General features: G+C 68.2%; 12 protein-coding genes, 1 pseudogene and 1 riboswitch. Of the genes and pseudogenes, 6 read left to right on the forward strand and 7 right to left on the reverse strand.

Annotated elements, in window-relative coordinates; translation table 11 throughout:
* Positions 1-28: 28 nt before the first annotated feature.
* Positions 29-1,003 (reverse strand): LysR family transcriptional regulator, encoded by a 975-nt coding sequence (locus VES41_RS17370; RefSeq protein ID WP_324819611.1) that lies wholly within the window; start codon positions 1,001-1,003, stop codon positions 29-31.
* 112 nt (positions 1,004-1,115) lie between these two features.
* Between VES41_RS17370 and VES41_RS17375 the strand changes: the two genes are divergently transcribed.
* The gene (locus VES41_RS17375; RefSeq protein ID WP_324819613.1) at positions 1,116-1,634 is read left to right on the forward strand and encodes a hypothetical protein; all 519 of its coding nucleotides are present in this window, start codon (positions 1,116-1,118) and stop codon (positions 1,632-1,634) included.
* 78 nt (positions 1,635-1,712) lie between these two features.
* Here VES41_RS17375 and VES41_RS17380 read toward each other — a convergent pair whose 3' ends face one another.
* From VES41_RS17380 to VES41_RS17390, 4 genes and pseudogenes are all read right to left on the reverse strand, one after another.
* Positions 1,713-3,581 (reverse strand): phosphoenolpyruvate carboxykinase (GTP), encoded by a 1,869-nt coding sequence (locus VES41_RS17380; protein WP_324819615.1) that lies wholly within the window; start codon positions 3,579-3,581, stop codon positions 1,713-1,715.
* Positions 3,582-3,621: 40 nt separating this feature from the next.
* Positions 3,622-3,669 (reverse strand): annotated as a pseudogene (locus tag VES41_RS24245) (twin-arginine translocation signal domain-containing protein); the annotation flags it as partial.
* A gap of 74 nt (positions 3,670-3,743) precedes the next feature.
* Positions 3,744-3,896 (reverse strand): hypothetical protein, encoded by a 153-nt coding sequence (locus VES41_RS17385; protein WP_324819617.1) that lies wholly within the window; start codon positions 3,894-3,896, stop codon positions 3,744-3,746.
* Between the two features lie 152 nt (positions 3,897-4,048).
* The gene (locus tag VES41_RS17390) at positions 4,049-5,248 is read right to left on the reverse strand and encodes a threonine ammonia-lyase (protein WP_324819619.1); all 1,200 of its coding nucleotides are present in this window, start codon (positions 5,246-5,248) and stop codon (positions 4,049-4,051) included.
* A 150-nt stretch (positions 5,249-5,398) separates the two neighbouring features.
* Here VES41_RS17390 and VES41_RS17395 point away from each other — a divergent pair, with 150 nt between their 5' ends.
* The gene (locus VES41_RS17395; RefSeq protein ID WP_324819621.1) at positions 5,399-7,720 is read left to right on the forward strand and encodes an ATP-binding protein; all 2,322 of its coding nucleotides are present in this window, start codon (positions 5,399-5,401) and stop codon (positions 7,718-7,720) included.
* Between the two features lie 195 nt (positions 7,721-7,915).
* Complete coding sequence (locus VES41_RS17400) at positions 7,916-9,472, forward strand: S41 family peptidase (protein ID WP_324819623.1); 1,557 nt, start codon at positions 7,916-7,918, stop codon at positions 9,470-9,472.
* Positions 9,473-9,475: 3 nt separating this feature from the next.
* Here the strand turns inward: VES41_RS17400 and recQ are convergent, their stop codons facing one another.
* Positions 9,476-11,368, reverse strand: a complete 1,893-nt coding sequence (recQ, locus tag VES41_RS17405; RefSeq protein ID WP_414719172.1) for a DNA helicase RecQ — start codon at positions 11,366-11,368, stop codon at positions 9,476-9,478.
* 153 nt (positions 11,369-11,521) lie between these two features.
* Between recQ and VES41_RS17410 the strand changes: the two genes are divergently transcribed.
* Entirely contained in the window at positions 11,522-12,568 is a 1,047-nt protein-coding gene (locus VES41_RS17410; protein WP_324819627.1) for a homocysteine S-methyltransferase family protein, read from the forward strand.
* Between the two features lie 284 nt (positions 12,569-12,852).
* Positions 12,853-13,653 (forward strand): SH3 domain-containing protein, encoded by an 801-nt coding sequence (locus tag VES41_RS17415; RefSeq protein ID WP_324819629.1) that lies wholly within the window; start codon positions 12,853-12,855, stop codon positions 13,651-13,653.
* A gap of 26 nt (positions 13,654-13,679) precedes the next feature.
* Here VES41_RS17415 and VES41_RS17420 read toward each other — a convergent pair whose 3' ends face one another.
* A complete protein-coding gene (locus tag VES41_RS17420; protein WP_324819631.1) occupies positions 13,680-14,570 on the reverse strand; it encodes a LysR family transcriptional regulator in 891 nt (296 codons plus the stop codon).
* A 90-nt stretch (positions 14,571-14,660) separates the two neighbouring features.
* On the opposite strand from VES41_RS17420, the gene VES41_RS17425 reads away from it, so the two are divergent.
* Positions 14,661-15,101 (forward strand): PACE efflux transporter, encoded by a 441-nt coding sequence (locus VES41_RS17425; protein ID WP_324819633.1) that lies wholly within the window; start codon positions 14,661-14,663, stop codon positions 15,099-15,101.
* Positions 15,102-15,160: 59 nt separating this feature from the next.
* A riboswitch (S-adenosyl-L-homocysteine riboswitch) is annotated at positions 15,161-15,232 on the forward strand.
* Positions 15,233-15,260: the final 28 nt, after the last annotated feature.

The raw sequence follows: 15,260 nt of genomic DNA on the forward strand, positions 1-15,260 counted from the left end.
GATCAATTTCAGAAAGCAAGCGCTCACATCACGAATGCATTGTCGCGGGCCGCGTGGCGAACGCCATGTCGGCCGAGCGCACGAGAGCGCCGCGCAGCCATTCATGCGCATGCCCGTACTGGGCGCGCCGATGCCACACCGCATCAACGTGCATGAGGGGCTGGTCGAACGGCAACTCGCGCAGCACCAGCTGCTCACCGTAGCCGGTCATCCCCACGAAATGCCGCGGCAACACCGTGAGCAGATCCGAGCCCGCAACCACTCGGCCGGCAGTAAAGAACTGGTTGACCGTGGCGACGATCCGGCGCTCGCGCCCTAGCGCTCCCAGCGTCTGGTCGACGAAGCCGAAGGGCCGGCCGGAAAAGCTCACCAGCAGGTGCCGCGCATTGCAGTAGACGTCGAGCGTGAGCGGCGCAGCGGCCAGCGGATGGTCCCGCCGCATCACGCAGACGTACTGGCTGACATAGAGGCGTTGCGAATCGAACGGCAGCGATTCGCCCGACTGGGCGGCCGCAGCCAGGTTGGCGAGTAGCGCCGGGAAGTACCCGATCGCCATGTCCGCCGCTTCTTCCTCCAGCAGTGGCCGCGGGTCGCGCGTGGTGAGCGGCAGGGTCCGAAGCGAGATGCCCGGCGCCTCGTGCTCGCCGATGGTCACCAGCCCCGGCACCAGTTCGGCGGCGGTGGCGTCGGCCATGGCCAGAACAAAGATGGTGCGCGCACTGGCGGCGTCGAATTCGGCCGGCGCAAGCGTGTGCTGCAGCTGGCGCAGCGCTTCGCGCACCGCGGGCCACAGCGCCTGCGCACGCGGCGTCGGCTGCACGCCCGCACCGGCCCGATGCACGAGTTCGTCGCCCAGGAGTTCGCGCAGGCGCCGCAGGGCATTGCTCACGGCAGGCTGCGTGATCGAGAGATTGCGCGCAGCCCGCGTCAGGTTGCGCTCCGCCATCACCTCGTCGAAGACGCGCAGCAGGTTGAGGTCGAAGGTTCGGAAGTTGACGTTCATCATTCAGGTGAATGGTCAGCATCACAAAGATAAATTTGCAAAACAGTAGGGCAAACCCTAATATCAACGCATACACCGGGCCACAAGCCCACAGAACACAAAGGAAGAGATCATGACCAGCTTCGTCCAAGTCGAACAACCCGTCCAACACGCCGGCGTCTCCCGCGCCCTGGCGGTTGCCACCGAACTTCGCGCCGCGCGTGGCCGCCTCGATGGCGCCCGCGGTCTGGCCGCCGGCGCTGTCGCCGCTGTCGTTGCCGGTGCCCTGGTGGCGCTGGACAACCTGGCGATGGGCCTGGAGAGCGGCGAGATGTTCGTCGCCTGGCTCGCGCTGTCGGTGCTGTTCTTCGCCGTGCTGGTGATGGGCACCAACGTCGCCGCATCGCTGGGTGACCGCCTCTCGGCCGCCTGGGCGCGTGGCGCCCAGCGCCGTGCCGTCAAGCGCGCGGACGCCCAGTTCATCGCCTACGCCGCCCATGACCCGCGCGTGATGCAGGAGCTGCAGGCCGCCGTGACCCACTACGAGCAGGAAGCGCCGGCTGCCGCAGCCAAGGTCCGCCGCCAGCTCGACAAGGAAGTGGCCAGCATGTACGACGCGACCCGCCGCGCCCGCATGGCCACCTACTACTGAGAACGTGCCGGGGTGTCCCGGCACCCGCAATAAAAAAGGCCGCCCCACAAGGGCGGCCTTTTTGCTTTGAGCGGACCGTCAGGCCGCGAGCCGGCGCTCGATGGCGTCCTTGGTTTCCGGCAGTTCCTGCGGCAGGTGATGGGCAAGCTGCTGGAACAGTTCACCGTGCAGCTTCAGTTCGGCTTCCCAGGCTGCCTTGTCGATGCTCGTGACCCGCTTGAACTGGTCGGCGCTGAAATCCAGGCCGGTCCAGTTGAGTTCCTCGTAGCGCGGGCTGATGCCGAAGACGTGGTCGACGCCCTCTGCCTTGCCCTCGATGCGGTCGATGATCCATTTGAGCACGCGCATGTTCTCGCCGTAGCCGGGCCAGACGAACTTGCCGTCTTCACCCTTGCGGAACCAGTTGGTGGTGTAGATGCGCGGCGGCTTGGCACTCGAGGCCTGGAGCTTCTTGCCCAGGTCCAGCCAATGCTGGAAGTAGTCGGCCATGTTGTAGCCGGCGAACGCGAGCATGGCGAACGGGTCGCGGCGCACGACGCCGACCTGGCCGACGATGGCGGCGGTGGTTTCCGAGCCCATCGTCGCGGCCATGTACACGCCTTCGGTCCAGTTGCGGCCCTCGGTGACCAGCGGCACCGTGGTCGACCGGCGGCCGCCGAAGATGAAGGCATCGATCGGCACGCCGGCCGGATCGTCCCAGGCCGGGTCCAGTGCCGGGTTGTTGGTGGCGGCGACGGTGAAGCGCGAATTCGGATGTGCGGCCTTTGCGCCGGTTTCCTTGGCGATGGCCGGTGTCCAGTCGTTGCCCTGCCAGTCGATCAGGTGGTCGGGCTTCTTCTTGCCGGGCGCATCGTCTTCCAGGCCTTCCCACCAGACGTCGCCGTCATCGGTGAGCGCCACGTTGGTGAAGATCACGTCCCGGTCCAGGCTCTTGAGGCAGTTCGGATTGGTCGTGAGGTTGGTGCCCGGCGCCACGCCGAAATAGCCGGCTTCGGGGTTGATTGCGTACAGGCGCCCGTCCTTGCCCGGCTTGATCCAGGCGATGTCGTCGCCGATGGTGGTGACCTTCCAGCCCTCGAAGCCGGCCGGCGGCACGAGCATCGAGAAGTTGGTCTTGCCGCACGCCGACGGGAAGGCGGCTGCCACGTGGTATTTCTTGCCCTCGGGCGAGGTCACGCCGAGGATGAGCATGTGCTCGGCCAGCCAGCCCTCGTCACGCCCCATGGTCGAGGCGATGCGCAGCGCGAAGCACTTCTTGCCCAGCAGGGCGTTGCCGCCGTAGCCCGAGCCGTAGCTCCAGATCTCGCGCGTTTCCGGATAGTGGACGATGTACTTGGTCTTGTTGCAGGGCCAGGCCACGTCCTTCTGCCCGGGCTCGAGCGGAGCGCCCACGGTGTGCACGCACGGTACGAACTCGCCGTCGGTGCCGAGCACGTCGTACACGGCCTTGCCCATACGGGTCATGATCTTCATGTTGACCGCCACGTACGGGCTGTCGGACAGCTCGATGCCGATGTGCGCGATCGGCGAGCCCAGGGGGCCCATGCTGAAGGGCACCACGTACATGGTGCGGCCCTTCATGCAGCCGTCGAACAGCGGCGCCAGGGTGGCGCGCATTTCGGCGGGCGCCATCCAGTTGTTGGTCGGGCCGGCGTCTTCCTTCTTCTCGGAGCAGATGAAGGTGCGGTCTTCCACCCGCGCCACGTCGCTCGGGTCGGAATTGGCCAGGAAGGAGTTGGGGCGTTTGGCCGGGTCGAGGCGCTTGAAGGTCCCGCCGTCGACCAGCAACTGGCACAGGCGGTCATATTCCTCCTGGCTGCCGTCGCACCATTCGATGCGGTCGGGTTTGCACAGGGCCGCCGTTTCGGCCACCCAAGCGACCAGCTTGGGATTCTTGACGTACGAAGGTGCCTGGATGTCCAGGTCCTTTGCCACGGGTGCGTTCATCGAAAGACTCCTTAAGTTGAGAAACCGTCTTTTCGAACGGACCTGCGGCAGCCGCGGCGGCGGCGCAGGACCGTTTGAGAAAACGTCTTTCCCTCGCGGGCTTTCAAATGAAGGGGAGGAGCGGATCGGCCCCGCCTGCGCAGGCTGCGCGGGCCGGGTGGCTCAGGCCAGAAAGACGGCGATGGAGGCGAGCAGCAGCATCAGCACGCCGCCGCACAGGGGAAGCACCAGGGGCATCAGCGGAACGATGGACTCGACGGCGTCCTGCTCCATTTGGGTCGCCTGGCTCGGCGAGGCGGGGGTAGTCTGGCTCATTGCTGGGTATTCCCTTGAAGATCGCAAAACTGGGCGGTCATTTTATCCGGCGAGTGCCACCCGGGCGCCTAAGGGGCAACCCATGCCCCGGCGGGACGGGGTGTCGCTTGCGCGTCAGGCTTTTCCCACAGGATAGGGCAGGCGGCGCCAGGTCACGGCTGGGCGTCCGTCTCGAAGCCGGCGCCGCGCAGCGCGTCCAGCACGGCGGCCAGATGCTCGCGGCCGCGCGTTTGAAGCACCAGTTCGATTTCGACGTTCTGTGCCGCCAGCAGGGTGAAGGCCCGCTGGTGGTGCACTTCGTCGACGTTGGCGCCGGCTTCGGCCACGACTGCGGTGATCCGGGCGAGCACTCCGGGGACGTCGCGGGCACTCACGCGCAGCCGCGCCAGGCGCCCGGCGCGCACCATGCCGCGCTCGATGATCGCGCCCAGCAGGAGCGGATCGATGTTGCCGCCCGAGAGCACCAGGCCTACGCGCTTGCCGGCAAAGTGCTGCGGATGCCGGATCAGCGCCGCCAGTCCGGCCGCGCCGGCGCCCTCGACCAGCGTCTTCTCGATCTCCAGCAGCATCAGAACGCCCTGTTCGATGTCGCCCTCGTCCACCAGCAGCATGTCGTCGACCAGCCGTGCGATGAGCGCCAGCGTGTGTTCGCCCGGCGTACCAACCGCGATTCCCTCGGCGATGGTGCTGGTGCCCTGTTCATGCCGAGTGTGCTTGACCGCATCGAACATGGCGGGAAAACGCGTGGTCTGCACCCCCACCAGCTCGATATCCGGGTTGAGCGCCCGTGCGGCCACCGCCATGCCCGCGAGCAGGCCGCCCCCGCCCACCGAGACCACGAGCGTGTCCAGCGAGGGAACGGCCTCCAGCATTTCCAGGGCGACCGTGCCCTGGCCGGCGATGATGGCCTCGTCGTCGTACGGGTGGACGAAGGCCAGGCCCCGTGCTTGCGCCAGCTCGTAGGCGTGGGTCCGGGCCGCGTCGAGCGAGTCGCCGTGCAGCACCACTTCGGCGCCGAAGCCGCGTGTGCGCTCGATCTTCACCCCGGGCGTAAAGCGGGGCATCACGATGGTGGCCGCCAGCCCCAGCCGCTGCGCATGGTAGGCCACGCCCTGCGCGTGATTCCCGGCGGACATGGCGATGACGCCGCGCACGCCCTGTTCGGCAAGTTGCGCGAGCTTGTTGCAGGCGCCGCGCTCCTTGAAAGAGGCCGTGAACTGCAGGTTCTCGAATTTGAGGAATACCTGCGCGCCCACGATCTCCGACAGCGTACGCGACTCCAGACATGGTGTGGCCAGGACTTGCCCCTGCAACCTGCCGGCCGCCTGGCGGATGTGTTCGATGGAGACCATGCGCCATTGTGGCGCGCCGGCTTGGGCCGGGCCGAGGGTTATTCCGCTGGCGGACCCTTCACGAAGGTAAAAGTCTGCGCTATGGTCGCGCTCACTGCGCTGCCCTCGCTCGAAGGGGCGGCGCGCGGCTTACAGGAGGTCTTGTCTATCATGGTCCGGCGTACCGGGATCGACGCACTGGCTTTGCGCGCGCAGTCCTTGCCGTCGCCCGGGCTGCGCGAAGCACCGGTGCTGGAGCTGATGTGTTCGCACTTCGTGCTCACGCTCGCTGCCAAGCAGGGGCCGCGCTTCAACGTGCGGCGCGACATGAACGGACTGCTGTCGCTGACCGGGCGTCACCTGGTCTGGCCGGCGCCGGTGCTGATGCGGCTGCGCGACTTTCTCGCGCGGCGCTGCCAGGGCAACGAGGCCTGGCTCGGCGTCGAAAGCGCCGACGCGCGCACGCTCCTGGAGCGCCACGGCATGTGGCGCGGACCCTACGAGGAAGGCACGCTCTTCTTCTACCTGGATGAATATGCCAAGGACCAGCCCAAGGACCTGATGGCGGTGCTGTCGGTCACTCGCGACTGGCTCACGCACGCGCTGCGCAAGCAGAGCACGCTGGTCGAGAAGAACATCGACGCATTGGCCGGCCTGTTGCAGCTCAACAAGGCGGAGCGGGCGCTGCTGCTGTACGGCACGCTGGCGCGCTACCAGCGCGATCTGCGCTCGCTGCTGGTGGAGTTCAAGGTCAACAATGCGCCGGAGGCCTATGCCGCCATCGCCGAGGTGGCCGGCGTCAACGCCACCGAAGTCGGCGAGGCACTGCGCGTGGGCTCGCGGCTGGAGCGCATCGGCCTGGTGGAGAACCTGATCTCCGAGCACAACATCACCGACCTCGCCGACCTGATGAAGGTCAGCGAGAAGCTGCCGCCGGTGCTGATGCGCGAGTACCGCGACCAGAACGAGCTGATGGCGGTGTTCACCCGTCCGAGCGCCAAGTCGCATCTGGGCGAGGAAGACTTCTCCTTCGTGCGCGAAGACACCGCCATGCTCATCACCCTGCTGCGCGCGGCCGTGGCGCGCAAGGAGCCGGGCGTCAACGTGCTGCTCTATGGCCCGCCCGGTACCGGGAAGACCGAGCTGGCCAAGGTCATGGCGCAGGCGGCAGGGTTGGAACTGTTCGAGGTGGAATACGCCGACCGCGACGGCAATTCGCTGTCGGGTCGAGACCGCTATCGCTCGCTCCAGATCGCCCAGGCCTTCCTCAAGGGCAGCGCCAGGGCCGCGCTCCTGTTCGACGAGGTCGAGGACGTCTTTCCACCGATCAGCACCGAGGCCGCGCAGTTCATGGCGCGCGCCGAGCAGATCGCCGCCTTGCCCAGCGGCAGCGTCAGCGGCAAGGCCTGGGTCAACCAGATCCTGGAATCGAACCCCGTGCCCACGCTGTGGGTGACCAACCGCATCGAGCAGATCGATCCCGCCTTCCGGCGCCGCTTCGCCTACCACCTGGAGCTGAAGTCCCCGCCGCCCGGCGCGCGCGAACAGCTGGTGCGCAGGACGCTCGACGGCGTGGCGGTGTCCGATGCCTTCGCCGCCAAGCTGGCCGAGCGCAAGGGCCTGACGCCGGCACAGATCCGCACGGCGGTGCGCTTTGCCGAGCTGGCGCAGACCGAGGGCGGTGCGCCGGTCGAGAGCCTGATCGAGCGTCAACTGCGCAATGCCGACCAGGCGCTCGGCACCTGGGGCACGGGGCGCAACGAGCGGGCGAGCGTCACCACCTACGACCTGGACATGTTGAATGTGGAGACACGCTTCGAGATCCCGCGCATCGTTTCGGCCCTGAAGGCCCGCGGCCACGGGAGCCTGTGCTTCTATGGTCCGCCCGGCACCGGCAAGACGGCGCTGGGCGCGCACATCGCCCGGCAGATGGGCCGCCCGCTGCTGGTCAAGCAGGCGAGTGACCTGATGAGCAAGTACGTCGGCGAGACCGAGCAGAACATGGCGGCCATGTTCCGCGAGGCCGAGGCCGAGCAGGCGGTATTGCTGCTCGACGAGGCCGACAGCTTCCTGCAGGACCGGCGCGGCGCCCAGCGCACCTACGAGGTGACCGAGGTCAACGAGATGCTCCAGGGCATGGAGCACTTCGGCGGCGTCTTCGTCTGCACCACCAACCTGATGGACCGCCTCGACCAGGCGGCATTGCGGCGCTTCACGTTCAAGATCCGGTTCAAGCCGCTGACCGCGTCCCAACGCGAGCGCATGTTCGTGACAGAGGCGCTGGGGGGCGACGAGGCATTGCTCGAACCCCGGATCAAGGCCCGCCTGGCCAGGCTCGAGCAGCTGTGCCCCGGCGACTTTGCCGCCGTCAAGCGGCAGTGGGACATCCTGGCCACTGCTTTCACGCCGGATGAATTCGTGGAACAGCTCGAGATGGAGCACCGCGTGAAGCCCGAGGTCCGCGAAGCGCGCGCCATGGGTTTCTTCCACTGAGTCGGCAACACGCGCAGGGCCGCGGCGAACGCCCCGTTCGTTTTGTGTAAGGGGCGACAAAGCTGCGCTGATGGCGCCGGTCGCGGCGCGTGTGCGGCCAAAGACACCGGTCCCGGCGATATGCTGCAGCCCGCATCAGGTAGAGGACAGGCCTCACCTGACAAGAACCAGGAAAAAAGCAGCAGGAGGGAGTGCATGGCCTTGCCAAGGGCATTGCGGGGGTGCGCCTGGCGCAACGTGGCCGCGGGTGTCGCAGTAGCGTTCGCAGCGGTGGCATGTGGCGGCGGCGGCGGCGGCGGTGGCGGTGGTGGCGGCAGCAGCAGCGCAAGCGGTGGTGATTCCGCGCCGGACCCGGACATCGTCGACCCGGCCACCGTGGCGGGGCGTTGCGCGGTCGTGCGGCCCGGCTCCCCGGATCTTCCCGGCACGTCGGTCGACGAGAAGCGCTGGCTTCGTTCGTGGATCGACGACACCTATCTCTGGTTCGACGAGGTGCCCACGCTCCGCGCGTCCGACTATGCAACGCCGGTCGAATACTTCGACGTGCTCAAGACGCCGGCGCTCACGGCGTCCGGCCGGCCCAAGGACCGGTTCCACTTCAGCTACGACACGGCGGCCTACGAGGCCCTGTCGAACGGCATCGCCTGGGGCTACGGCATCCAGTTCGCCTACCTTTCGAGCCAGCCGCCGCGCGACATCAGGGTGGCCTACGTCGAACCCGGCTCGCCGGCCGAGGCCGCCGGCGTGGTGCGCGGCATGCGCCTGCTCGCGGCGGACGGCATCGATGCGGCCGAAGGCGCCAACGTGGACGGCCTGAATGCCGCGCTCGCGCCCGCAACGCCCGGCCAGCGGCACGACTTCGCGTTCCGGGCGGCCGACGGCTCCGAGGCCCGGTTCGAGTTCACGTCGTCGGCGGTCGCCACCGCGCCGGTGATGAACGTCAAGACCCTGCCGACCGACACCGGCCCGGTCGGGTACCTGCAGTTCAACCAGCACTCCGTGGGCGCCGAGGCCGACCTGATGGATGCCGTTGCCCAACTGCGCGACAGCGGCATCACCGACCTGGTGATCGACATGCGCTACAACGGCGGCGGCCTGCTCGGCATCGCGGCCGAACTGGCCAGCATGGTGGCGCCCGCCAACGCCAGCGTGGGCCAGACCTTCGAGCGCATGGTCACCAATCGCAAGAACCCGTTCGGCTGGTCGCAACGCGACGCGCATTTGCCGTTCTACGGCACGGCGCAGTACGGCGTGCGCCGTGGATCGAGCTTGCCGCGGCTGAACCTGTCGCGCGTGCTGGTGCTTTCGGGCGGCGCCACCTGTTCGGCGAGCGAATCCGTCGTCAACGGCTTGCGCGGCATCGGCGTGCAGGTGGACCTGGTGGGTGGCGCCACCTGTGGCAAGCCGTACGGCTTCTTTCCCCAGGACAACTGTGGCACGACCTATTTCGCCGTTCAGTTCCAAGGCGTCAACGCCCGTGGCCAGGGCGACTATGCCGACGGGCTCATGCCGACTTGCGCGGTGGCCGACGACTTCGACCATGCTTTGGGTGATCCGGCGGAGGCACGGCTGGCCGTAGCGCTGGAGCTGAGGCGCATTGGCCAGTGCCCGGCGCCCGTGATCGCGTTGGCGGCAGATTCGCAAAAGATGGCGGCAGGTGCCGGCCGGCCGGCCGGGCCATCGCTGCTGGGACCGCGCGCGCCATGGCTGGACAACCGGATCGTGCTGCCGCAGGACCTCGCGCCGCATTGAAGGTCAGGCGCTGCCGCACACCCTCAGCACCTCGACGCCGTACGCCGCCAGCTTCTTCTCGCCGATCCCGCTGATGCCCTGCAGGTCTTCCAGCGTGGACGGCGCCCGCCCGGCGATGGCCGCCAGGGTCGCGTCATGGAAGATCACGTAGGCCGGCAGGTTGTGTTCCTTGGCGACTTCGGCGCGCCAGGCACGCAGCGCCTCGAATCGCTTCTGGCCCTCGGCATCGAGTTGCGCAGCCACGGCCGCGGTGCGGTTGGCACCGCCGGCGCCACCGCCGCCGCTGCGCCGTTCGCGCCGGCGCGCCGGCGAACCCGGCGTCGACACCGACTCGCGCAGGCGAACCGGTACCTCGCCGCGCAGCACGGCGCGCGAACCGTCGGTCAACTGCAGCGTGTTGTACGCCTGCGCGTCGACATTCAGGGCGCCCGTCGCGATCAGCTGGCGCAGCACGCCGCGCAACTGCGCCTCGCTGAACTGCGCTCCGATGCCGAAGGTGCTCACCTGCGCATGGCCGAACTGGGTGACCTTGTCGGTCGTCTTGCCGCGCAGGATGTCCATGACGTGCCCGGCCCCGAAGCCGATGCCGCTGTGCTGCTGCACGCGATAGATGGTGGACAGCAGCATGCGCGCGGCCTCGGTCGCATCCCATACCGCGGGGGGGTTCAGGCAGTTGTCGCAGTTGCCGCAGGGCTGGCTGGCCTCGCCGAAGTAGTGCAGCAGGCGCACCCGCCGGCAGTCGATGGCTTCGGCCAGTGCCAGCAGCGCGTCGAGCTTGCCGCGCATGACCTGCTTGAACTCCTCGCTGGCAGGGCTCTCGTCGATCATGCGGCGCTGGTTCACCACGTCCTGCAGGCCGTACGCCATCCAGGCATCGGCCGGCAGCCCGTCGCGTCCGGCGCGGCCGGTCTCCTGGTAGTAGCCCTCGATGTTCTTGGGCAGGTCCATGTGTGCGACGAAGCGCACGTCGGGCTTGTCGATGCCCATGCCGAACGCAATGGTGGCGACCATCACCACGCCTTCCTCGCGCAGGAACCGGTCCTGGTGGCGCTGGCGAACGGCGGCGTCCAGGCCGGCGTGATAGGGCAGGGCGTCGATGCCGGCCTGTGCCAGTTGCTGCGCCACCTCTTCCACGCGCTTGCGCGACTGGCAATAGACGACGCCGGCCTCGTCCTCGTGCTCGCCTTCGATGAAGCGCAGCAACTGGCCCATCGCGTCTTTCTTCTCGGCGATGGCATAGCGGATGTTGGGCCGGTCGAAGCTGCTGACGAACTGCCGCGCCTCCTGCAGCTGGAGCCGCTCGACGATGTCGGCGCGGGTCAGGTCGTCGGCGGTGGCCGTCAGCGCGATGCGCGGCACGCCGGGGTAGCGCTCGTGCAGCACGGCCAGGGCCCGGTACTCCGGCCGGAAGTCGTGGCCCCATTGGCTCACGCAATGCGCCTCATCGATGGCGAACAGGCTGAGCTTGCCGCGCGTGGCCAGGCCGTCGAGCAGTTCCAGGAAGCGCGGCGTGGTGACGCGCTCGGGCGCGGCATACAGCAGCGTGATCTCGGCCCGCGCCAGACGGCGCTCGACCTCCTGCGTCTGCGCCCAGTCGAGCGTGGAGTTGAGGAATGCGGCGTCGACGCCGGCCTCGTGCAGCGCGCCGACCTGGTCGTGCATCAGCGCGATCAGGGGCGATACCACCACGGTCACGCCGCGTCCGCTGCGCCGGCGGGCAATCGCGGGGATCTGGTAACACAGTGACTTGCCGCCGCCGGTGGGCATGAGCACCAGTGCGTCGCCGTCGCCGATGACGTGATCGACGATGGCCTGCTGTGCGCCGCGAAAGGCGCCGTAGCCGAACACTTCCTCCAGGATGTGCTGTGGATCGGCGGCATCGGGCGGAGCCGGCAGGGGCGGAGCTGTGAATCGGGACAAGAGGGACAAGGGGCGCAATGCAAAATGCGGCACGCACGCCGCGCACCGCCCCCATTGTCTCAGCCCGGATGCGGCGAAGGAGGCCCGGCCGCGCGCGTTGCCGGCGCGCTTTCTACAATCGGGGACATCATGAAGCCCATTGCCTACACCCGCGGCCAGCAACTGCCCGGCATCCTCGCGCAGCGCATCGCCATCCTCGACGGCGCCATGGGCACCATGATCCAGCGCTTCAAGCTTGGCGAGGCACAGTACCGCGGCGAACGTTTCAAGGACTTCGCGCGCGACGTCAAGGGCAACAACGAGTTGCTGTCGCTGACACGCCCGGACGTGATCCGGGACATCCATGAAGGCTACCTCGCGGCCGGCGCCGACATCATCGAGACCAACACCTTCGGCGCGACCCGGATCGCGCAGGAAGACTACAAGATGGCCGACCTCGCGCGCGAGATGAACGTTGAATCGGCGCGCCTGGCACGCCAGGCCTGCGACAAGTTCAGCACGCCCGACAAGCCGCGCTTCGTTGCCGGCGCTCTGGGCCCGACGCCCAAGACGGCCAGCATCAGTCCGGACGTCAACGACCCGGGCGCGCGCAACGTCGATTTCGAGGCCCTGCGCGCCAGCTACTACGAGCAGGTCGAGGCGCTGGCCGAGGGCGGTGCCGACCTGTTCCTCGTCGAGACCATCTTCGACACGCTCAACGCCAAGGCGGCGTTGTTCGCCATCGACGAATGGTTCGAGGCCAGCGGCGAGCGCCTGCCGGTCATCATCAGCGGCACCGTCACGGACGCCTCGGGCCGCATCCTCTCGGGCCAGACCGTCACGGCCTTCTGGCACAGCGTGCGTCATGCGCAGCCGCTTGCCGTCGGGCTGAACTGCGCGCTCGGCGCGGCGCTCATGCGCCCGTACATCCAGGAGCTGGCGCGAGTGGCGGGCGACACCTTCATCAGCTGCTACCCGAACGCCGGCTTGCCCAACCCGATGAGCGAAACGGGGTTCGACGAAACGCCCGACGTCACCTCGCGCCTGCTGCACGAGTTCGCGGCGGAAGGCCTGGTCAACATCGTCGGCGGCTGTTGTGGCACCACGCCTGAACACATCGCGGCCATCGGCGGCGCGGTCACGCCGTTGGCTGCGCGCACGCTCCAGTCGGGGCCGTTCTATCGCGAGGCCGCCTGAACGTGCGCGCCGGCCCTTCGTCCGACATGGCGTCGGCTTGCCGGCCGGCCCTGCAGGGGCGAACCCGGGGGTAAAGATAGGGCCCGCGGTCGCAGGGTGCGTCTGGCATGTCAAGCCACGTGTCGCGCCCGTCAATGCGCATGTCTGCTCGATGAAGTGCGCGACGGTGTGTAGCGCAGGCGTCGCAGACCGTCGCGGACGTGCTGCAATGCGACCCAGGTGCAGACGAATTCGCCTCGACCGACGCATTCCGGCGCACCGTAGACAACCAGGAGATGTCAAGGATGGAACACAAAAACATCAAGGGATGGATACGCGGTGCAGCGCTGTCGGCGGCGCTGGCCGTGCCACTTGCCGCTGCCGCGCAGCAGGCGTACACCACCGACATGCTCAACCTGCGCGCCGGTCCCGGCGTGGAGTACCCGGTCGTCGCGGTGCTGTCCCAGGGCCAGCCGCTCGATGTGATGGGCTGCCAGAACGGCTATGACTGGTGCGACGTGGTGCTGCCCGACGGGCAGCGCGGCTGGGTGGCGGCATCCTTCCTGCAATTTCCGTATCAGGGCGCGCCGGTACCGCTGACCAGTTACGCGCCGGTGATCGGCGTGCCGATCGTCACCTTCGCGCTGGGCTCCTATTGGGGCAGCTATTACAGGGATCGCTCCTGGTACAACGAGCCGCGCTGGTGGCATGGCCGTCCGCCGCCGCCGTCGCCGGGGTGGCGCCCGCCGCCGCCCCCGCGGCCCGGCTGGCAACCGCATCCGCCACCACCGAACTGGCGCCCGCCACAAGGACGTCCGTCGGGTTGGAACGGTGGACCGCGCCCCGGATGGGACGGGCAGCCGGGACATGGCGGACGCCCTCCCAACTGGAACGGCCAGCGACCGGACCGGCCCGATTCCCGGCCGCCGAACTGGAATGGCCAGCGTCCCGATCGCCCCGATTCGCATCCGCCCGGTGGCGGTGGCGGCGGCGGTGGGGGGGCGCGGCCCGATCGACCGCACGGCGGCGGTGGTGGGCAGCGGCCGCCCGGGCCACCCCCGGGGCGCGTCGGGCCCAACAACTCGGACAACCGCGACAAGCCTTGAGTGCCGTGGCCCGGGCGCGCGGCGGTCTAGCCGCGCCGCTGCCGCGCGATCAGGCTGACCAGCCGTTGCGCGCCCAATCCCAGAGGGCGCTCCTTGGACCAGACGACGTCGACCCAGAGGTCCAGCGAATTCGACAGGTTCTCGAAGGCGATTTCCACGAGTGAGCCCGCCGCGACGTGCGGGCGCACGAGGTTGCGCGGCAGCCAGCCCCAGCCCAGTCCGGCGCTGATCAGCGCCAGCGCGGCAAGCGCGTTGTCGGTGCGCCAGCTGTGCCGGCCGAACGCGAAGCGCGGGTCATGGCTGGCGAGGTCGCGGCCGGCGACCACGATCTGGCGCGTGTTGATCAGGTGCTCCTCGCGCAACCGACCACCGGCGAGGGCCAGCGCCGGATGATCGGGCGCCATCACGCAGACCAGGGTTTCGCTGCTGACCTCCTGGAAGCCTTCCCGCCCATCGAGGCTGGGCCGCTCGAACACCAGGGCCAACTGGGCGCGGCCGGTGTGGAGCATGGCCAGCGCGTCGGCTTGCGGCGCCGCCAGTACCTCCACTTCGAGCAAGGGGTGCTCGGCCGCCAGGGCGGCCAGCGCGGCGCTCCAGGGCGCGGCCAGCAGTTCGGGTGCGATGGCCAGTGTCAGCCGCGACTCGAGGCCCTGCGTCAGGCCGAGCGCCTGGACTTGCAGCGCTTTGAGCTGTGCATCCACCAGCCTTGCCTGCGGCTCCAGCGACCGGGCGGCGTCGGTGGGCCGGGGCTCGCGTCCCGAACGGTCGAACAACTGCAGGTCGAGCTCGGCCTCGAGGTTGGCAATGGCCATGCTCACGGCCGAAGGAACGCGCCGCAGCGAGCGCGCCGCGGCCGAAAAGGAGCCGTGGTCCAGCACGGCGAGGAACACCTGAAGGTTGTCGCTGGACAGGGCCATATTTCAATAAAACTGAAAGAAACTGACTTTTTATATCAGCCAAAGGCAAATAAAGTCCAGTCATTCCTTTTCTTCTCTCGTGAGTCCGGCATGCAAGGCATCAAGCGCAAAGTGATCTACGTCAGCCTGTACGAGGCGATCGCCATCGTCGCGGCGAGCGCGGGCTTCTCGCTGCTGTCCGGAGCCGACGTGTCGCACGCCGGGCCGCTCGCGGTGATCTGCTCGGTCGTCGCCGTGGCATGGAACCTGGCGTTCAACGGCTTGTTCGAAGCCTGGGAAGCGCGGCAGCCGACCCGCGGACGCAGCATCGGACGGCGCATCGCGCACGCCATCGGCTTCGAGGGCGGGCTGGCCGCCATCCTGGTGCCGGTCATCGCCTGGTGGCTGGACGTGTCGCTGTGGCAGGCACTCGTGATGGACTTCGGATTGATGTTGTTCTTCCTGGTCTACACCTTCTGCTTCAACTGGGCCTTCGACCGCATCTTCGGCCTGCCGGCATCGGCGGCCGGCGGCGCGGCCGCCACGGCGTAGACCGCGCTGCAAGCCGGGGCAGCCGCCAGGGCTGCCTGCCTGGCGGCTAAAATGCACGCCTTCTCAAGGAGCGTTGCAGCGGCCCGCAAAACGGGCCGTCAGGCTTGAGATTTCAACGACGCTCGCCTGTTCGCGCCCACCACAGGTTGAGCCATGTCC

Origin of the sequence: Variovorax sp., from assembly GCF_035634955.1 — a bacterium.
Classification (GTDB): domain Bacteria; phylum Pseudomonadota; class Gammaproteobacteria; order Burkholderiales; family Burkholderiaceae_C; genus Variovorax.